This window comes from Mesorhizobium sp. M1163, from assembly GCF_040318415.1.
Lineage (GTDB): Bacteria > Pseudomonadota > Alphaproteobacteria > Rhizobiales > Rhizobiaceae > Mesorhizobium.
Genome location: NZ_JAMYMF010000031.1, coordinates 21,864 through 40,680, shown reverse-complemented (window position 1 = coordinate 40,680; position 18,817 = coordinate 21,864). Strand labels below are relative to the sequence as shown.

At 59.8% G+C, this 18,817-nt stretch carries 15 protein-coding genes; 6 read left to right on the top strand and 9 right to left on the bottom strand.

Annotation, left to right across the window (positions count from 1 at the left end):
* Positions 1-97 precede the first annotated feature (97 nt).
* Together NKH43_RS25870 and NKH43_RS25865 are read right to left on the bottom strand one after the other, a co-directional pair.
* The gene (locus NKH43_RS25870) at positions 98-1,534 is read right to left on the bottom strand and encodes an MFS transporter (protein ID WP_352860451.1); all 1,437 of its coding nucleotides are present in this window, start codon (positions 1,532-1,534) and stop codon (positions 98-100) included.
* 72 nt (positions 1,535-1,606) lie between these two features.
* Positions 1,607-4,456, bottom strand: coding sequence for an ATP-binding protein (locus NKH43_RS25865; protein ID WP_352860541.1), 2,850 nt, complete (start codon positions 4,454-4,456; stop codon positions 1,607-1,609).
* Positions 4,457-4,655: 199 nt separating this feature from the next.
* Here NKH43_RS25865 and NKH43_RS25860 point away from each other — a divergent pair, with 199 nt between their 5' ends.
* The 6 genes from NKH43_RS25860 to NKH43_RS25835 all read left to right on the top strand — a co-directional run bounded on the left by NKH43_RS25860 (position 4,656) and on the right by NKH43_RS25835 (position 9,883).
* Positions 4,656-5,930, top strand: a complete 1,275-nt coding sequence (locus NKH43_RS25860; RefSeq protein WP_352860450.1) for an epoxide hydrolase family protein — start codon at positions 4,656-4,658, stop codon at positions 5,928-5,930.
* 32 nt (positions 5,931-5,962) lie between these two features.
* A complete protein-coding gene (locus NKH43_RS25855) occupies positions 5,963-6,379 on the top strand; it encodes an organic hydroperoxide resistance protein (RefSeq protein ID WP_352860449.1) in 417 nt (138 codons plus the stop codon).
* 59 nt (positions 6,380-6,438) lie between these two features.
* The gene (locus tag NKH43_RS25850) at positions 6,439-7,497 is read left to right on the top strand and encodes an alpha/beta fold hydrolase (protein ID WP_502906511.1); all 1,059 of its coding nucleotides are present in this window, start codon (positions 6,439-6,441) and stop codon (positions 7,495-7,497) included.
* Positions 7,498-7,579: 82 nt separating this feature from the next.
* Positions 7,580-8,032 (top strand): cytochrome P460 family protein, encoded by a 453-nt coding sequence (locus NKH43_RS25845; RefSeq protein WP_352860537.1) that lies wholly within the window; start codon positions 7,580-7,582, stop codon positions 8,030-8,032.
* A gap of 112 nt (positions 8,033-8,144) precedes the next feature.
* A complete protein-coding gene (locus NKH43_RS25840) occupies positions 8,145-8,921 on the top strand; it encodes an alpha/beta fold hydrolase (protein WP_352860448.1) in 777 nt (258 codons plus the stop codon).
* On the top strand, positions 8,918-9,883 hold the full coding sequence (locus NKH43_RS25835; protein WP_352860447.1) for a quinone oxidoreductase family protein: 966 nt from the start codon (positions 8,918-8,920) through the stop codon (positions 9,881-9,883). Before NKH43_RS25840 ends, NKH43_RS25835 begins: the two co-directional genes overlap by 4 nt.
* 813 nt (positions 9,884-10,696) lie before the next feature.
* Here the strand turns inward: NKH43_RS25835 and NKH43_RS25830 are convergent.
* From NKH43_RS25830 to NKH43_RS25800, 7 genes are all read right to left on the bottom strand, one after another.
* Entirely contained in the window at positions 10,697-11,911 is a 1,215-nt protein-coding gene (locus NKH43_RS25830) for a pyridoxal phosphate-dependent aminotransferase (protein WP_352860446.1), read from the bottom strand.
* A gap of 40 nt (positions 11,912-11,951) precedes the next feature.
* Entirely contained in the window at positions 11,952-13,466 is a 1,515-nt protein-coding gene (locus NKH43_RS25825) for an aldehyde dehydrogenase family protein (RefSeq protein WP_352860445.1), read from the bottom strand.
* Positions 13,467-13,846: 380 nt separating this feature from the next.
* The gene (locus NKH43_RS25820) at positions 13,847-15,322 is read right to left on the bottom strand and encodes an NAD-dependent succinate-semialdehyde dehydrogenase (RefSeq protein ID WP_352860444.1); all 1,476 of its coding nucleotides are present in this window, start codon (positions 15,320-15,322) and stop codon (positions 13,847-13,849) included.
* 399 nt (positions 15,323-15,721) lie between these two features.
* Positions 15,722-16,480 (bottom strand): amino acid ABC transporter ATP-binding protein, encoded by a 759-nt coding sequence (locus NKH43_RS25815; protein ID WP_352860443.1) that lies wholly within the window; start codon positions 16,478-16,480, stop codon positions 15,722-15,724.
* A 17-nt stretch (positions 16,481-16,497) separates the two neighbouring features.
* The gene (locus tag NKH43_RS25810) at positions 16,498-17,280 is read right to left on the bottom strand and encodes a transporter substrate-binding domain-containing protein (RefSeq protein WP_352860442.1); all 783 of its coding nucleotides are present in this window, start codon (positions 17,278-17,280) and stop codon (positions 16,498-16,500) included.
* A 69-nt stretch (positions 17,281-17,349) separates the two neighbouring features.
* Positions 17,350-18,036: an ABC transporter permease gene (locus tag NKH43_RS25805; RefSeq protein WP_352860441.1), complete on the bottom strand. Its 687-nt coding sequence runs from the start codon at positions 18,034-18,036 to the stop codon at positions 17,350-17,352.
* Positions 18,033-18,716: an ABC transporter permease gene (locus tag NKH43_RS25800; RefSeq protein ID WP_352860440.1), complete on the bottom strand. Its 684-nt coding sequence runs from the start codon at positions 18,714-18,716 to the stop codon at positions 18,033-18,035. The genes NKH43_RS25805 and NKH43_RS25800 overlap by 4 nt, the downstream gene beginning before the upstream one ends.
* Positions 18,717-18,817: the final 101 nt, after the last annotated feature.

Here is an 18,817-nt window from a genome sequence, read left to right as displayed (position 1 = left end):
CTGGAGGGGATGCTGGACCGGCAACCTCCTGCCGGCTCGCGCCCTCATGAAATCGGAGGCGGCAGAATGATCTGCAGTTCCACAAACCGGCGCTGGCCTACCCACCCATCGCTCTCAACCCTTTGCGTACCGAAGGCCAGATCACGACAAAGGAAAGCAGCGCCGCGCCCAGGCTCACCGTCGCCATGGCCGGTTGCATGTTCGCCTCGCCGCCGAAGACATGTTCGGCCACCAATGGCACGAGCGTCGGCCCGAGCCCGATGCCGAGCAGCGCCGTAATGGTGAGAGAAAGCGCAATCGTTGTGGCGCGCATCTCGTTCGGCACGTTTTCCTGCATGACGACGTGCCCAATCACATAGCCGCTTATCGAACCAAAGGCCCAGATGGCGAAGGAGAGCGTCATCTGCTGCTCAGTAGCGGCGAAAAACGTCGCTGAGGCTCCTGCGAACGCCAACGTGCAGCATCCAAGAAGCGGGACGATGCGGGCTGCCAGGCCCCAGCGCCGCACGATCCAGTCCGAGAGCGCGCCGCCGGCAAGCGATGCAACGACCCCGCTGGTCGTGATCGACAACGCGATAAGGCCGCCCGCCTCAAGTGGGGTCATACAATGCGTGCGCTGCAGGAGTGTCGGCAACCAGGAGAGGAAAGCGTAGTTGCCAATCCCGAGCGCCCCTTTGCTCAGACACAACCTGAGCACTGCGCGGTTGTCGGCACCCAGTTGGCGGAGCACCCCCCCGAGTGGCAGCAGACCCGAGAGGTGCCGCCGCTGCGGCTCGCGGATGAGCAGAAGCAGCGGCAGCAGCAACAGACCCGGCATCCCAACCAGCACGAACATCTGCCGCCACGGCGCCAGCGGCCCGATCAACGCAATCGGCTCAAGCGAGGCGAAAGCCAGCACTACACCCCCAACGAACATCGCGACGCCTGTGCCGAACGTGGCGCCGAGCGAAAATATACCGAGCGCAATGCCCCGCCGACGGGAAGAAAAGCTATCGAAGATCAGCGCCGAAGCTGCCGGGACCAGCGCCGCCTCGCCGAGTCCCACCGCGACCCTCGCGGCAAAAAAGCTCCAGAAGTCGCCAGCCAACCCGCAGGCAATCGTCGCTACAGACCAGAGCGCAATGCCGGTCATGATTACATTGCGGCGGTTAGCCCAATCGGCGAGCCGGCCGCACGGTAAACCTGCCAGCGCGAAGATCACGGCAAATCCGGCGCCCTGCAGCAGACTGACCTCAAAGTCCGTCAAAATCAGATCTGCTCGGATAGGATCGACCACGAGATTGATTACAAGTCGGTCGGTGAAGGAAATCAGCAAGGCAAGGCACAGAACGATGACGGTGTACCAACTGGCAGCCGTAGAAATATTCTGCACCGTATTAGGCCTGTCATCGTCCAATAGAGTGTTCCCCACGGCACCCTCGCCCATCCTTAAACCCTCGCGCAAAAAGCAACCTGTGGCAAATGAATCGCAAGCCGAGGTATCGAGGTGTTCGGGCAGGTCGGCAGTCAGACGCGCTGCGTACTCGACGGTCACGAGCTGCTCGGTGTAAGATGACGTCGCGGCCCGGCACGGGCTTTTGCCGTTGTCGCATATTGCGGAACCAAACTAACTCTGCATTGCGAGCAGACGTGCAGCTGACTTCAGATCAGCAGTATCCAAACCCTCAACGAAGCGCTCGAACCGCGGCTGGAGATGCGCTCGGGCGGTTTCGTGTTCTCTGCGATCGATCAGAAGGGTAGCCAGGTCGATCGCGGCGCGCAGCTCCCACCCCCACGCGCCCTGACCTTGGCTCATTTCGAGTGACCGCCTAAAGTAGGTCTCAGCCTCGTTGGTGCCAGACTGCACTGACGCCAAAACAAGGCTGCCCTTCACGCGCAGCAATTCCGGCATATAGCAGAGATCTCCGTTTGCCTCGACCGACAGGATCGTGTCGTCGAGCAGTGCGAGGGCCTCTGTAAGCCGGCCCGTGGCGGCAAGGCCTTGAACGAGCGCGACGTTGAGCGGGGTGGTGAGCAGTTCGTAGGGTGCTGCGTGGAGCTCCGCGAGACTGCGTTGCAGGCTCTGGATTCCCCTCTCCGCATCGCCTCGACGAATGGCCAGTTCTCCCTTAAAGCCTCGTCCTAGCGCCAGATACGGTCCGAGAGAGTGGGGTTCCGCACGCAAGAAGAGACGGTCTATATGCTCGTCAGCGCGGTCGAGATCGCCGACCCAAAGGAACACGGAAACGGCCCAGACAAGAGCGATCGACAGCGTCAGCGGATGGTTCAGGATCTCTGCGTCCTTGATTGTAAGCAGCGCGCGTTCCACGGCCCGATCCGGATGGCCTTGCAGCCAAAGCGTCCTTGCCAGGATCGCGCCGGCGAGGACTCTCCCGTCGAAGCCGAGATAGTTGGTCGTAGTCCGGCCAGAGCGCGGCCCGTATCGCAATGCGGCTTGGAGCGCGGTCTGTGCGCGCCCGAATTCTCCATTGAGGTGTAGCGAAATTCCCATCAACGAATGCGCCAATGACGTGGAGACGGAATCCTCCAGCGCGTCGGCAACGGCGAAACAGCGTTCCGCGTAGGTGAGAGCCGTCCTGAAATCACCTGTACGCAAATGGAACATCTGCAACGGCCCGAGAACCTGAATCTGATCGAGCGCATCGCCGCGCTCCTCGGCAATGGAGAAGCTTCTGTTCAGCGCCATATGCGCTGCGTCCCTTCCCCCGCGCGTGAACATCAGAGAGACACCGAGGGCTGCCTGAAGGAGCATCTCGTCTCGTCCTCCGCGTGTGGTGTCGTCGAGCGCAAGAACCGCTTGAGCCGTCCACCGATGGCATTCGGTGAGCAAGGACATCGACAGGAAGACAGGAGCGGCGGCGGCGGCAAGGCGAATGCCAAGCCGAGCATCCCCGTTGGGTCCGAAGCACCATTCCAGAGCCGCACGCACATTGGCTAGGCCGGCAAGGTGAAGTGACCGTTGCGCTGCGCTTGACAAGGTTGGCCACTCAGCCCCCGTCTCCTCCAGCCATCGCAGACAATAAGTCGCGTGCTGGGAGGCCAAATCCGTGAGTTCGGCATCCTGAGAATCGAACTGGAGGACATGCGCCCGCGTCGTATCGAGCAGCCGGTAGCGCATTGTAGCCCCAGCCGGCCTTGCTGCGACCATCGACTTCGCCACGAGACTGTCGATGGCGCCAAATACCAGCGCCTCGTCGACGGTGGGGCTCGTCACTATTGCCAACGCCGCCTCAATCGAAAAATGCCCAACGAACACGGCAAGCCGGCGAAGCACTAGGCGCTCGAACTCCGACAGCAGCCCGAAGCTCCAGTCCAAAGTAGCCTGAAGGTTTTTCTGACGCGGCGGTGCAGTACGTTGACCCGGCCACATGAGGGCCAGGCGCTCGTCGAGAAGCATCGCAGTCTTCTGCAGGCCATAGCTCCCAACCCGTCCTGCTGCCAGTTCGATGGCGAGCGGCACGCCATCGAGCTTCCGACAGATGTGCGCCACGACCCCGGCATCCGAATCGTCGAGGTCAAGACGAGCACCGCTCGCCGCTGCGCGCTCCAAGAACAGCTCGGTCGCAGGGAACGCCTGCGCAACTGCCGCGGTGGGTTCCAAATCGTTCGGCGGGCAAGCAAGCGACGCGAGCTTATAGACGTGCTCGCCTTCGACCTGGAGAGCCTCCCGGCTCGTCGCCAGGATGTGGGCCTTCCCCGCGGAAGCGAATATGCGGGCGGCCAGGTCTGCCGCCGCGTCGATGACATGCTCGCAGGTGTCCAGGATCAGGAGGGTTCTCTTGTCAGCCAGGTATGTGATGAGAGCGGACGTGGCGTCGTCGGACTGAAGTGACAGCCCCAGCATCGAGGCTACGGTCGGCGCAACCAGCTTGGGATCATTCAGCGCGCCAAGATCGACGAAATGCACGGCGCCAGCGAACGCATCGACCAGGAGATGCCCGGCCGCCACCGCAACGGTGGTCTTGCCGACCCCACCCGTGCCGACGATCGTGACGAAGCGCGCGGCAGCCAAAGCCGCGGAGAGCGCGGCCGTGTCGTCGGTTCGCCCAACCATGCGGGCCAGTCGGCTCGGGAGGTTGGCCTGCGGGTAGCTGGCGGCGGCCTCGCTTCGCGCATCGTCCCGCCCGGCCGATCGCGAGACCGGCGCCACGAAGCAATAGCCCCGGCCCTTCAAGGTAGCGATGTAGCGCGCGCCGTCTTTGCCGTCGCCCAACGCCTTTCTGAGATTGGCCATGTGAAACCGCAGACTGCCCTCCTCGACGGTGACGTCGGGCCAGACGTGCGCCAACAAATCCTTCTTGCTGATCACCTCGTTGGCGCGGGCAGCCAACGTCGCCAGGATATCGAAAGCGCGCCCGCCCAGATCGACGGTGGTGCCTTGCCGCAAGAGCAGCCGTTCGCGGACGGTAAGCGTAAACGGACCAAACGATATCGTGTCGCTTGCAGGCCCTATCATGAGACTCCCTTCGCGGCCCGGCTCATGCAGGCGACCACTCACCCATGAGAAGAACAAAATTGGGGGCTTCGCTGCAAGCCTGCATTCGCCGACGAGCGCTAACGTTGCATCATAATGCATAACGGGCACCTCGGGCGATCTCCTTCTATGTGTCGAAAGCAGCAAGAACCTTTCTGCCGACAGGACAAGGAGAACCACCATGCCCGCATCATCGCCATCGCTCACGCGGCGAAGCCTGCTTGCCGCATCAGCGGCCACAGGCGCCTTGAGCCTGCTTCCAGCAATGGCGCGCGCGAGCGTAGACAGCGAAGCTGTCCATCCCTTTCGCGTCGACATTCCGGAAGAGGCAATCGTCGATCTTCATCGACGTCTGGCAACGACGCGCTGGCCCCTGCGGGAAACCGTCACGGATCAGTCGCAGGGCGTGCAACTCGCAAAGCTCCAGAATCTCCTTCACTATTGGACGACCGATTACGACTGGCGGAAGGTCGAGGCGAAGCTCAACGCTCTGCCTATGTTCGTCACCGAAATCGACGGCGTTGCTATCCACTTCATCCACGTCCGGTCCCGCCATGAGAATGCGATGCCGATGATCATGACGCATGGTTGGCCCGGCTCGATCCTAGAATTCATGAAGGTCATCGGGCCGCTGACCGATCCCACAGCCCATGGCGGCGCTGCCGGGGACGCCTTCCATCTCGTCGTGCCGTCAATCCCCGGCTTCGGCTTTTCCGGGAAGCCGACGGAGACCGGCTGGGGCTCAGACCATATCGGCCGTGCCTGGGGCGTGCTGATGGGGCGGCTGGGTTACGACCGCTACGTCTCACAGGGCGGCGACTGCGGTTCCGTCATTTCTCATCGCATGGCGCTGCAGAAGGTGCCTGGGCTCATTGGCATACACGTCAACATGCCAGGCACCGTTCCGAAAGAGATCGCGGCGATCCTCACAGCCGGCGGACCAGCCCCCGGCCATCTCACCGAGACGGAAAGAGCGGCGTTCGATGCGCTCGACACCTTCTACAAGGACAGTTCCGGCTATGCCGCCATGATGGTCACGCGGCCGCAGACCATCGGCTACTCCCTAGTGGATTCGCCGGTCGGCCTGGCCGCATGGATCTACGAAAAGCTCGCGCAGTGGACCTATAGCGGCGGGGAGCCCGAGCGGGTTCTGACCAAGGACGAGATGCTCGACGACATCTCGCTTTACTGGCTCACCACCTCCGGAACCTCCGCGGCGCGGATCTACTGGGAAGACCATTCCAACAATTTCAATGCCGTGGAAATCGCCAATCTTCCGGTCGCCGTGACGGTTTTCCCCGGCGAAATCTACTGCGCGCCGCGAAGCTGGGCCGAGCGCTGCTACCACAACCTCATCTATTTCCATGAGGCCAAGAGCGGCGGGCATTTCGCGGCCTGGGAACAGCCGGAGATCTTCACAAAGGAGGTCCGTGCAGCTTTCAGATCGCTGCGCTGATCGTAGATCCAATTTCATACAGGATGCATGCGATGACTAAACAAGCAAAACGACTCTACACAGCGAAGGTGCGCACAACGGGCGGCCGGGAGGGTGGCTCGCGCAGTTCCGACGGCAGGCTGGACATCAGGCTCTCGACGCCCGGCGGCGCGGGCAGCGGCACCAATCCCGAGCAGCTTTTTGCTGCCGGTTGGTCGGCATGTTTCGAGGGCGCGATGGCGATCGCCGCGCGCAAGATGAACATCGTGTTGCCTGCGGATCTTGCGATCGATGCGGAGGTCGATCTCAACAGCAACGACGGCGCCTTCTTTCTCAGCGCCCGGCTCAATGTGAGCCTGCCAGGGATGGATCGCAACGACGCCCGGGCGGTCGTCGATGCCGCTAATCAGACCTGTCCCTACTCGAAGGCCACGCGCGGCAACATCGAAGTCGAAATGAACCTGATCTAGTCCCTCGGTCTTGGCAATCGCGCTGCCGAGACTGCCCCGTAAGCAAAGGCAATACTCCCATGAACGCAATCAAGATTCCGGAAGTCATAGACCATCACCGCCGGCGCCTGTTCGGCATCGCTGCGGCTACCGTCGCTCTAGCTCAGCTAGGGGCGGTCCGAAGCTCGAATGCTCAGGACGGAGAGCAGACCGCTGTAGTCAGCGCAACCGGATCGCGCACCGCGTTCGCGCCGCTAAAGCAGATCCATGCTGGTCTGCTGAACGTCGGATATGCCGAGGATGGCCCAGCGGATGGGCCTCCCGTCATACTGCTGCATGGCTGGCCATACGACATCTACAGTTATGTCGATGTCGCGCCACTGCTTGCGGGAGCCGGCTATCGGGTAATCATCCCTTATCTGCGCGGCCACGGAACGACGCGGTTCCTGTCGGATGCCACGCTTCGCAACGGGCAGCAGGCCGCGCTGGCGGTCGATATCATCGACCTAATGGATGCCCTGGGCGTCGAAAAGGCGATCGTCGCCGGCTACGACTGGGGCGCACGGACGGCAAATATCCTTGCCGCGCTCTGGCCCGAGCGCTGCACGGCCATGGTGTCGGTCAGCGGCTATCTGATCGGCAGCCAGACGGCCAACAAGGCGCCGTTGCCGCCGCAGGCCGAACTGCAATGGTGGTATCAATTCTACTTCTCGACAGACCGCGGCCGCGCCGGCTATGCGAAATACACGGATGACTTCGCCAGGCTGATCTGGAAACTCGCCTCGCCGCACTGGAACTTCGACGACGCGACCTTCGCCAGAAGCGCCGCCGCGTTCCGGAATCCCGACCACGTCGATATCGTTATCCACAACTACCGTTGGCGGCTCGGCCTTGCAGAAGGCGAGCGCCGCTATGACGAGCTAGAGGAAAAGCTCGCCAAAGGCCCGGTGATCGATGTGCCAACGATCACGCTGGAGGGCGACGCGAACGGCGCCCCACATCCCGTTCCCACGGCCTATGCGAAAAAATTCTCCGGCAAATACGAGCATCGGCTGATCACGGGCGGCATCGGGCACGACCTGCCGCAGGAAGCGCCCGAGGCGTTCGCAAAGGCCGTCATCGACGTCGACAAGTTCTGAGTGCGGACGGAGCGAGCGCATGAGACGCAATCTTGTAATTGCAGCCGTCATCACCGTGTCGATCGCTCTCGCTATCGGCTGCATGGAGATCGACATCGTTCGAGCTCAGAACAACACGGAAGCCTCGCCGATCTATGGCGTGACGATCCCGGACGGTTACCGCAGGTGGGAGCTCATCGCGCCAGCCCTGGAAGGCGATCCGCTGAACGAGCTTCGCGCTGTCGTGGGAAATACAGTCGCAATGGATGCCTATCGAAATAGCACGCTGCCGTTCCCGGACGGTTCCGTCCTGGTCAACCTCGCTTGGAAGCGCATGCAGTCGGCCGAGTTCGAACCCGCTTCGGTTCCTGGCGCGGCCACAACGGTGCAGGTCATGGTCAAGGATTCGAAGAAATACGCGTCGAGCGGCGGCTGGGGTTTTGGCCGGTTCATTAATGGCAAGCCAGTCGACGAAGCGCAGCACGAAACATGCTTCGCCTGCCACGAGGCGCGTGTCCAGGGACACGACTACGTCTTTACCCGCTACGCGCCGTAACTCGGTTCCCACGCAGAGAAACGCAGGGCACGAGGGCGAGTTGGCGGCATCCCCGCCCCTCACCTGCGCTCGACGCGGTGAAGACCGCACCCCACAACGAAAGGATGTTCCAATGAAAATCTTGCTCGCAGGCCTCGCAATTATCGCGGCCACGCTCGGTAACGCCCAAGCGCAGCCTGACAAACCCACCATCGTCCTGGTTCACGGCGCCTTCGCCGACTCTTCGAGTTGGAACGGTGTCGTTGAGATTCTTGAAAAGGACGGCTTTTCCGTCGTGGCGGCAGCCAATCCGCTGCGAGGCGTCAGAAGCGACGGAGACTATGTCGCCGGCGTGCTTTCCTCGATAAAAAGCCCGGTCGTTCTCGTCGGCCATTCCTATGGCGGGTCGGTGATCAGCGACGCTGCCGATGGTCATGCCAATGTGAAGGCGCTGGTCTATGTCGCCGCATTTGCGCCGGAGGCGGGTGAAACCGCTGCGCAACTTGCAGGAAAGTTTCCAGGCAGCACGCTGGGTCCGACACTCGCTCCTCCTGTCGCGCTGTCAGGCGGTGGAAAGGATCTCTACATTCAGCAGGACAAGTTCCACGATCAGTTTGCCGCCGACGCTCCCGAAGCGCAAGCCAGACTGATGGCCGCAACGCAGCGGCCAATCGCGGAAGCCGCCCTCAACGAAGCCCAGGCCAAGGCTGCTTGGAAGAGCATTCCAAGCTGGTTCATCTACGGCGACGCGGACAAGAACATCCCGCCGCGAGCATCTGCCTACATGGCTGAACGGGCTCACGCCCGCGAAACGATCGCGATTAAGGGTGCTTCGCATGTGGTGATGGTGTCGAATCCTGGGCCCGTAGCGCGGCTGATCGAGAATGCCGCCAGGGAGATATCGCGATGAAAGCCGTCGTCATGAACCGCACCGGGGGACCTGATGCGCTCGAAATCGTCGAGCGCCCCGAAACTGCGCCCGCGAGCGGACAAGTTCTGGTCGAGGTCGCCGCGGCGGGCGTGAACTTCATGGACATCGGCGTCCGCCAGGGCATGGCCTGGACGGAAACGCCCAATCCCAAGGTTCTGGGCGTAGAGGGTGCCGGGCGGGTACTCGCCGTCGGCGATGGAGTCGAGCATTTCCGGCCCGGACAACGGGTTGCCTGGGTGTACGCGCCTGGAAGCTACACAGATCGGGCGATGGTACCGGCGGATGCGCTCGTGCCGATTCCGGACGGGATCGATGATCGCACGGCCGCGTCCGTGATGATGCAGGGGCTGACTGCCAGCCACTTCGCCACCGACTTCTATCCCGTCCAGCCCGGCGACGTGGCGCTGGTCCATGCGGCGGCGGGCGGCGTCGGATTGCTGCTCACCCAGATCATAAAGCTGAGGGGCGGGCACGTGATCGGCCGCGTCTCGTCCGCAAACAAAACCGCCGTGGCAAGAGAGGCCGGAGCAGACCATGTGATCGTGGACACTGAGGGGCGATTCGCCGAGGAAGTCGTTCGAATGTCCGGTGAAGGCGTCCACGTCGTCTTCGACGGTTCCGGCCCGAAGACCTTTCAGGCTTCGCTCGACTCCCTGCGTCGCTCCGGCACCTTCTGCTGGTACGGCCCGGTGCTGGGCGGTCCCGGACCGCTGGACATCATGAGCCTGCCGAAAAGCATCAAGATCGGCTACGCAAGGTTCTTCGATCATATCCACACGCCGGCACTGCTTCGCGCCCGCACCGGACAACTATTCGACTGTATCGCCAGCGGCGATCTGAAGATCCGGATCGGCGGCGTTTATCCGCTCGCCGAAGCAGCATGCGCACATGCCGATATGGAAAGCCGTGGCACCACGGGAAAGCTTCTGCTCATTCCCTGAGCCATCCGGTCTTCCTCACGATACGGTTTTCGCGAGGCGTCAATAGGCAAAGTTTCCGAGATCATTCCGCCGGTTGGCGCGCCGACATTCGCAAGGAAACGTCTCGTCGTGGCTGACCAGCAATCAGCGCGTCATAGGCCGTCAGGACCGCCTCTATGGTCACAGTCGATTTCGGGATGATTGGTGAGCTCGAAGACGGCGATCAACCCGTCCCCCAGGTTCTCCGCGCAAGTAGGCACGGAAGACCCGGTAGGCGTAAGCGTAAGCGGAAACGGGAGATACTTAGGCGCCAGTGCACCAGCATTCCGGCTCGAAAACTCACCCCCCTGAAGTTCACAGGTTCAAATCCTGATAGTCACGCACTCTGAAACGCGACCCATTTGTGCCCAAGCGCTGTTGACGAGTACGACAGCAGTACAACTTCGAGGAGGTGACGCCCCTTAAGTTTTTGAATAGACGTTGCTTTTCGCGACATCCGTCCAATCCATCATGGGCGCAATGGCGAAACGCCGAGATACGCCAATCTGCGATTTCCTTTCGTTTTCCACTACTTACACCTTCTAAAACACTTTTGCGGTTGTCTCGTTTCGTCCGATTCTGTACCGTTTCTCCCGAAAGGTACAACAAATGTTGTACCGCCGAAGGGGATGTAGCATGGCTCGCACAGATTGACCTGTGCGCTCAAGACCCCTTTTGCCCAGACTGATCGCTTGCCCAGTATCAAGAGTCGGGGCGGCTCGCCCACGAGCAGTTACCAACTTCGACACGCCGGATGTCGACGTATTCTCAAATCAGATCCCGCGAACGTTGTTGCTACGATTTCGCGCAAAAACGTTTCAGCCGTGCCATGCCGCTCTCAATCACGGAGTCAGCGCCCGAGAAAGAGATGCGTATGAAGTTTTTCATATCCGGCCCAAACGCGACGCCCGGCACGATTGCCAGTCGTTCCGTGGAGTACAGACGCTCGACAAACTCAGTGCCGGGTAAACCCGTTGCACTGACGTCGACGAAACAGAACATGCCGCCACCCGGCCTCGCGAATTTCAGCTGGGGAATCTCGGAGAGCCTAGCGCACATCAGATCGCGTCTGCGCTTGAGTTCGCTTGCGAAAAACCGCATCTCTTCGTCACCCGCCTCATCGAGAGCCACCGCTGCGGCATCCTGAATAAAGGTCGGCGATCCGAAGAGCATGCATTGCGCAAGATTTTCCAAATGAACTGATGCCGAGACCGGCCCAAGCGTCCATCCTAGCCTCCAGCCAGTCATTGCATGAGACTTGGACAGGCTGTTCACAATTATGGTCCGCTCCGTCATGCCGGGAATGGACGTTACTGAGAGGAACTCGCCGTCGAAGATTGTGCTGCGGTAAACCTCATCACTGATGATCCACAGATTGTGCCGCTCAGCAAACCTCGCAACGGTTTCCAGATCCTCCTTGCCGAACACATATCCGCCGGGATTGTTTGGGGAGTTCAGCAAGATCGCCCGCGTTCGATCTCCTACCGCTGCACGGAGAATATCCTCGGATATCTTCTGTCGTGCATTTTGCAGCGATAGTTTGACGGGCCGGGCCACTGCTCCACCGGCGCGTATTGCCGCTTCGTATGTGGCATACCAAGGCTCGAGGCAGAGCACCTCGTCGCCAGCTCCGGCAACGGTCATCAGGGCGGCGAAAAGAGCGTTTTGTGCTCCACCGAATACAATGGCTTGTGCTGCACTCCAATCACGCCCATCGAACCGCTTTTGCGCGGCAGCAATGTTGCGACGAAGGCCGGGCGTGCCCGGAACCGGAGCGTAGTGCGTCCGACCGCCTCGGATGCTTTGAATGGCAGCTTCAGATACCCTCGTCGGCGTGTCGAACGAGGTATCCCCAAGGCAGAGGCTGACGACGTCTTCGCCTCGATCTACAGCATCCGCCGCCGCGTCCGCGATCGCCCAGCCTGCCGCTCCTTCACTGGCGATGGCCCGAGTGTGCTCCGAAAACCGTGGCAGCTCCTGATCAGTGTTAGTTCGCCGCAATGTTTCCATCGTTGCCTCCTCCCGAAGCGCTGTGTGAAATAGTTGCGCATCACTTTCCGAGTTGAAGGTAGATGCTTTTTGTTGTCAGGAATCCGTCGAGTTGTTCCGGTCCCATGTCCTTGCCAAAGCCCGAAGCTCCCACGCCACCGAATGGCATGGTCGGATCCAGGAGCCCATGTGCATTGATGTAGATGTTCCCGGCTTTGAGCCGCCGGGAGAGCTGCACTGTTTCGTCGACATTGTCGGAATAGACAGCGGCAGCCAGGCCATAGATGCTCGCATTGGCCCTTTCCACCGCCTCATCAAGGGTCTCAAATCGTGCAACGCCCAGAACGGCGCCGAATATTTCATCGCGGAAAATTCCCATTCCTTCGGAGCATTCAGCGAAGATCGTCGGACGAAGAATGCCGTCCTCGCGACCCGTTCCGCCTAGCCCTTCGCCTGTAACGAGTAATGCGCCTTCCAAATGCGCGCTCTTGATATGCTCCAGGACGCGGCCCCGATGCGCCGCCGAGACGAGTGGGGTGATCCTGGAGTTCGGATCCAAACCAGGACCGATTGTCAAACTCTCTGCACCGTCCTTCAGCTTCTCGACCAATTCGTCGTGGACGCTGGCATGGGCGTAGACGCGCGATCCCGCGTCGCAGACCTGGCCGGAATTCATGAATATCCCTGATAAAATAGCGTTCGCTGCGTTATCCAGGTTCGCCTTGCTCGTCACGATAACAGGCGATTTGCCTCCGAGCTCAAGCGTCAGACGCTTCATCGTATCGAGTGCGGTTTTCCCAACCGCCGTTCCCACCGCTGTCGAACCAGTAAACGAAAGTTTGTCGATACCCGGGTGGGCGGCCAATGCCTGGCCGATGATATGGCCAAAGCCGTTTGCGACGTTGATAACGCCATCAGGAAAACCAACCTTGGTCGCGAGTTGGGCGACCCTCATTGCCGAGAGAGGCGTGAGCTCCGACGGTTTGCAGACGACTGTGCATCCGCAAGCAAGCGCGGCCGCGAGTTTCCAAGAGAGGATCTGCAGCGGGAAATTCCACGGGATGATTGCCGCGACCACCCCGACCGGCTCCTTGATGGTGTAGGTCAGCGTCTCGCCCGGTAGGGAGACTGCGCTCGCTGTCCTGCCATCCAGCTTGCTCGTCCAGCCTGCAAAATACTCAAAATTTGCGATCGAGCCGAAAACGTCGATCGACCTCGCGTCGGAAATCGATTTCCCTACGTCGATGGTTTCCAGATGGGCCAGGAAATCTGCGTCGGCATCGATCGCATCAGCCAATCGCAGGATAAGCTTCTGTCGTTCCAGCGGCGGCATTCTACCCCAATGACCTGTGAGAGCCTTGCGGGATGAACGCACTGCGCGATCGACAATTTCTGCACCTCCGCTTGCCAGACCTGTCAATCTTTGACGGGTGAACGGCTCGATGACATCGATGACGTCGGCAGATGAATCAACTTCCTTGCCGTCGATGAAATGGCCTATCGGACGGCAGACGAAGGAAATGACCTCGGACGGGACGGAGAACCGATTGAAGTAGCTGCCCATGTCCTGGTTCATGCATCTGCTTTCTTACCTCCATCGGTGACGCATCGAAGAGCGCCTGCCAGTGATGATGATCCTCAAAAAATCCGGCGCGTCGAAATCACCCAAGGTGGCGGTGAGGCTGGAAGCCGATCTCAGCACCCCCTCGTCCCGTTCTGAGCTTTTGGTCTACGGGAAGCCCGGCTTCGCCGCATCGCTGCGCAGGAGAGGCCGAGACTCACCTGGCCCTGTTTAGATCACCGGAGGAAATTCGAAATTATGTTGCACCAAACCAAAGTTTGATGATTGCGAACGTCAAAGCCTGCACGATGGCCATTGCCGCGACGAGAGCCGGATTGAGGGCATTCCCGCAAGCGGCACCCATTCCGCCACGCTTACCAAGCCTCGATCGTCGGCTACGAAATACTCAAGCAGATGTATTTGATATTGATGTAGTCGTCGGCCCCATATTTCGAGCCTTCCCGTCCTATCCCCGATTGCTTCACGCCGCCAAACGGAGCGACCTCGGTCGAGATCAGACCTGTGTTGATACCCACCATCCCAGTTTCAAGATCCTCGGCAACGCGGAATATACGAGCGACATCTCGCGAGTAGAAATAGCCGGCAAGACCGAACTCGGTCTTGTTCGCCATTGCCACGACCTCCTCCTCTGTCTCGAATGAGAACAAAGGCGCAAGGGGACCAAAGGTTTCTTCCGTCGCCACCTTCATCTTGGAGGTGACACCGAGCAGTACGGTCGGCGAGAAAAACTGCTTGCCTTGTTCACCGCTTGTCCCGCCTGTCGCTATATGTGCGCCGTGCGACAGCGCGTCCTGCAAATGCTCATTGACCTTCTTGACTGCATTTTCGTCGATCAGAGGGCCGATTTGCGTCCCTTCTGCAAAGCCATTGCCGACGTTCAGGTCGCGCACCCGGCTTGCGAGTTTCGACGCGAACTCCTGGTAGACTCCCGACTGCACATAGATGCGGTTTGCGCAGACGCAGGTCTGGCCCGCATTGCGAAATTTAGCGACGATCGCCCCTTCCACGGCCGCGTCGATATCAGCGTCGTTGAAAACGATGAACGGTGCATTGCCGCCAAGCTCAAGGCTGAGCTTCTTGATCTGGTCTGCACCCTGCCTCATGAGGATTCGCCCGACATTCGTCGAGCCTGTAAACGAGATCTTTCGAACTTTGTCGCTTGCGCAGAGCACCGAACCAACCATTGCTGCGTTGGTGGATGTGACGATGTTCAGCACGCCCGCCGGGATACCGGCCCTCTCCGCAAGTACCCCAAGGGCGAGCGCCGACAATGGTGTCTGCGCGGCCGGCTTGGCGACCATCGAACACCCCACCGCCAAAGCGGGCGCAAGTTTCCGGGCGAGCATCGCGCTCGGGAAGTTCCAGGGCGTAATTGCGCCAACCACACCAACCGGACTCTTCAGCACGAAAATGCGCTTGTCAGCCTGATGGCCGGGAATGACATCGCCGTAAATCCGTTTTGCTTCCTCGGCGAACCACTCGATGTAGGACGCCCCGTAGAGAATTTCGGTCCGGGCTTCTTGGAGGGGCTTGCCCATTTCTGCGGTCAGAATGACCGCAAGGTCTTCGACATTTTGAACGACGAGGTCATACAGCTTTCGAAGGTATGATGCTCGTTCCTTTCCAGCCAGCTTCGCCCACTTCTTCTGCGCTTTGTGGGCAGCATCGATTGCCTCCCGGAGCTCCAGTTCGCCGAGATCCGGGACTGATAGGATGTGTTCGCCGGTGGCGGGGTCGGTCACGGCGAAGATGGATCCTTCGCTGGCTCCCACCCAGCGTCCGCCCACCAAGGCTTTGTCGACTAGGAGAGTGCCATCTTTCAATTTGGATGCAAGGTCGGAACTGGTCATGTAACTCCTCATAGTGCCGGTGGTTTTGCTTGGGGACTGGTCCTGGTTTTGGCTGCGCTCGCTCCTGAGCGCGCGGTGCCATTCGCTGTCGAACCCCCACGTGGTCGCCGGTTTGACGCTCGCCTTTGGCGACGCCTCGGGCCGTTTCCGCCGGCTGATCCAGATCGCCTTCGGTTCGTCGATCGGCTTCGCCGCCAGATCGCAACGACCAGTTCCACCGATCCCAGTTGCGATCTAGTCGATGCCAAAAAAACGGAGATGGCGCGCGACGGAACCCGCCGTCTTGGGATATCGTAGAGGAGCTCTGGATGCGTATGAACTAATGCTGCCAAGCAACGTCAGTCACGAGTTCCATTTGCTTTCGTAGTTCCAACCATCAAGGCCTAGCGACTGACACACCTATCCCCTTGTCGTGGCTTCCACAAAAGAACGCACTCTGGAATTTTGGGACGCGTTGAAGAAGCAGTCGGGCGGCGTAACCTCGACGATCTCCCCCTGATCCATAAAGACGATCTGGTCGGCGATCTGCCTCGCAAACCGCATCTCATGCGTGACGATCATCATCGACATCCCTTCGTCGGCAAGACCCAGCATGACGTCGAGCACTTCGTTCACCAGTTCGGGATCGAGCGCCGAGGTCGGCTCGTCGAAGAGCATCACGGCAGGCTGCATCGTCAAAGCGCGGGCGATTGCCACGCGTTGCTGCTGACCTCCTGATAACTCAGACGGATACTTATCCTTTAGTTGCTCCACGCGCACCTTGCTCAGCTGCGTCATGGCGATTTCCTCCGCAGCAGCCCGTGTCATCTTCTTCACGCGCCGCGGCGCCAGGATGAGGTTTTCCATGACGGTAAGGTGCGGGAAAAGATTGAATTGCTGGAAAACCATTCCAACGTCGCCGGCGAGTTGTCTTGCGTTCGCACAATCCGGATCGAGATCATGACCCGCCACCCTGATTGAGCCCGCGGATCTTCGCTCAAGACCGACGATGCAGCGTACAAGGGTCGACTTGCCCGACCCCGACGGACCGCAGACGACGAACCGTTTTCCGACAGGCATCTGCAAGGTGATTGCCGTCAAAACCGGGTGTAGGCCAAATCGTTTGGACACTCCGGCGACATCGATCGCCGGAGTGGTTGTGTGTCGTTCAGAATCCATGCTCTTGCTCCGAATGCTCATGGCTTCTTCGGAGAGATATCCATGCCAAAATACTTCTGGCTCAATGCTTTGAACTCGCCGGAGTCCTGTACCGCCTTCAGACCTGAAGCAAGCGCAGATGCCGTAGCCTTATCGTTCTGGCGAATTCCAATGCCTGGGCCGATGCCGAAATGCTTGGTGTCCGACAGCGCGGGTCCGATAAACTCAAACCCCTTTCCTTCAGGCTTCTTCAAAAATCCCTCGGAGAGGGCGATTGCGTTGTCAAGGACGAGTTCGACGCGGTCGGCCGACAAGTCAAGAAGGGCATTGTCCAGGCTCGGATAGCTCGTGATTTTTGCTGTTGTCCCGGCAACGTCGCGAACGTAACTCTCGCTGATCGTTCCCGACGCTACACCGATGGTTCTGCCCTTAAGCCCCGCCGGGCTGACATCGGCAGACGATCCAGATTTGCCAACGAAGCGCGGCGGATCGACGTAATAGGGCCCCACGAACGAGATGACTTTCTTGCGTTCGTCGGTGATGTTCATCGAGGCGATGATCGCATCGATCTTCTTTGCCTTGAGTGCAGGAATCAGACCGTCGAACGCAATGGCGGTAAATGTGCAAGTGAGCTTGGCCGCCTTGCAGATCGCATAACCGAGATCGACTTCAAACCCTTGCGGCTGGCCGTTGGCATCGACAAAATTGAAGGGAGGAAAGGCACCCTCCGTTCCTATTTTCAGCATCTGCTGTGCGTAAGCCGAGTTGACCGAACAGACAGCCGCAAAGACGGTTGCCGTCATAAGACGTTTCAAATTCATTTGTTCCTCCGGGGGATCGACAGGTTTTTATTGTCGACAGTCGCCAATTTATCGATGCGCAGACATCTGTCAATGGCTGTTCGGCAGATGCCGCCGAAACCGACGGTCAAGGACATTCCAGCTCAACCTGAGCACCTCGACGCAGCAGATGTAGATAAGCCCTGCCCAAAGATATGGGCTTAGTTCGAAACTCCTCGCATAGACCAATCTGGCGGCGCCCATCAGATCATAGACGGCGACGATGGAAGCGACCGCGCTCGCCTTTACAAGAAGGACAAGCTCATTGCCGAGCGGTCTCACCGCGACGACCATCGCCTGCGGAATCAAGATGTAGATAAACGTGTTGTAGCGGGACAAACCGAGGGTCTGTGCCGCCTCAGTTTGTCCGCGCGCTACCAAGTTTATTGCGCCCCGGTAAATCTGGGCCTGATAGGCTGCGGTGTTCAGTGAAAACGTCAAGATCGTGCAAAAGAAAGGGTCCGCGAATAGCCACCAGAGGCCGACACCCTCCAGAGCTGCGCGGAACTGACCGCTTCCGTAGTAGACCAGGAAAAGCTGCGCGAGCAGCGGCGTACCGCGGAAGAAGAGCAGGTATGAACTAGCTATGAGACGGATGGATGCACGACTACTGAGAAGCGCCATCGTTAGCGGAATCGCTGCAAGGAACCCCAGCAAGGCGGACATGGCCACGATCTTCAGGGTGACGGCAAACCCGGCCAAAAGCTGAGGGGCAAAATCGGGCAGGAACAGGTTCAAGACGCGGTCCTGGCATATCCACGCGAGAGCCGTACCTCGAGAACGCCCGCGGTGCGTTCGGAGACCGTGGTCAACAGGAGATAGATGATACAGGCGGCCCCGTAGAACTCGAAGGGTTGCTTGGTGCTCGATACCGCCAGGCTGGTCGTCCGCATGAGGTCATTGAGCGCGATGATCGAGACCAATGATGTATCTTTCAACAATACAATCCACGTATTCGACAGGCCAGGCATCGCCGCCCGCAGCATCTGCGGTGCGATGACATCCTTGAATGTCTGAAAGCGATTAAGGCCGATCACCTGCGCGGCCTCGGCCTGGCCGCTGGCAATGGAGTTCAGCGCAGACCGGAAGACTTCCGCGGAGAAGGCCCCGAAAACGAGAGCCAAGGAGAATACGCCGGCTGCGAACGGGCTGATCTCGCCAAATCCGTCGATCCCGATTTCGTCAGCGAACTGATTAAGCAGTTCCTGCGCTCCGTAATAGATCACGATCAGCGTCAGAAGCTCCGGCAAGCCGCGGAAGACTGTCGAGTAAACCGCCGCAACGAACCGGAGGCAAAGACTTTCCGACCTTGATGCCAAGGCCAGCACCAATCCAAGCAACAGCCCTACCGGAAGCGTCGCAAGTGCCAGCCCAACGGTCAAAATCGTGCCCGATGCGATCTGTCCAACCCAGTCCAATCTGAAACCTCATCTCACACCTTGCCGAAATCTAGCATCGCAAACCGATTGTCCACTGTCGACACGAGGCCCCTCAAACCCTTGTTTGAAAGTTTGACATC

Coding starts and splice junctions, on each gene's coding strand:
- NKH43_RS25865 (WP_352860541.1), bottom strand. CDS start 4,456: ATGATAGGGCCTGCAAGCGACACGATATCGTTTGGTCCGTTTACGCTT.
- NKH43_RS25860 (WP_352860450.1), top strand. CDS start 4,656: ATGCCCGCATCATCGCCATCGCTCACGCGGCGAAGCCTGCTTGCCGCA.
- NKH43_RS25855 (WP_352860449.1), top strand. CDS start 5,963: ATGACTAAACAAGCAAAACGACTCTACACAGCGAAGGTGCGCACAACG.
- NKH43_RS25850 (WP_502906511.1), top strand. CDS start 6,439: ATGAACGCAATCAAGATTCCGGAAGTCATAGACCATCACCGCCGGCGC.
- NKH43_RS25845 (WP_352860537.1), top strand. CDS start 7,580: ATGGAGATCGACATCGTTCGAGCTCAGAACAACACGGAAGCCTCGCCG.
- NKH43_RS25840 (WP_352860448.1), top strand. CDS start 8,145: ATGAAAATCTTGCTCGCAGGCCTCGCAATTATCGCGGCCACGCTCGGT.
- NKH43_RS25835 (WP_352860447.1), top strand. CDS start 8,918: ATGAAAGCCGTCGTCATGAACCGCACCGGGGGACCTGATGCGCTCGAA.
- NKH43_RS25830 (WP_352860446.1), bottom strand. CDS start 11,911: ATGGAAACATTGCGGCGAACTAACACTGATCAGGAGCTGCCACGGTTT.
- NKH43_RS25825 (WP_352860445.1), bottom strand. CDS start 13,466: ATGAACCAGGACATGGGCAGCTACTTCAATCGGTTCTCCGTCCCGTCC.
- NKH43_RS25820 (WP_352860444.1), bottom strand. CDS start 15,322: ATGACCAGTTCCGACCTTGCATCCAAATTGAAAGATGGCACTCTCCTA.
- NKH43_RS25815 (WP_352860443.1), bottom strand. CDS start 16,480: ATGGATTCTGAACGACACACAACCACTCCGGCGATCGATGTCGCCGGA.
- NKH43_RS25810 (WP_352860442.1), bottom strand. CDS start 17,280: ATGAATTTGAAACGTCTTATGACGGCAACCGTCTTTGCGGCTGTCTGT.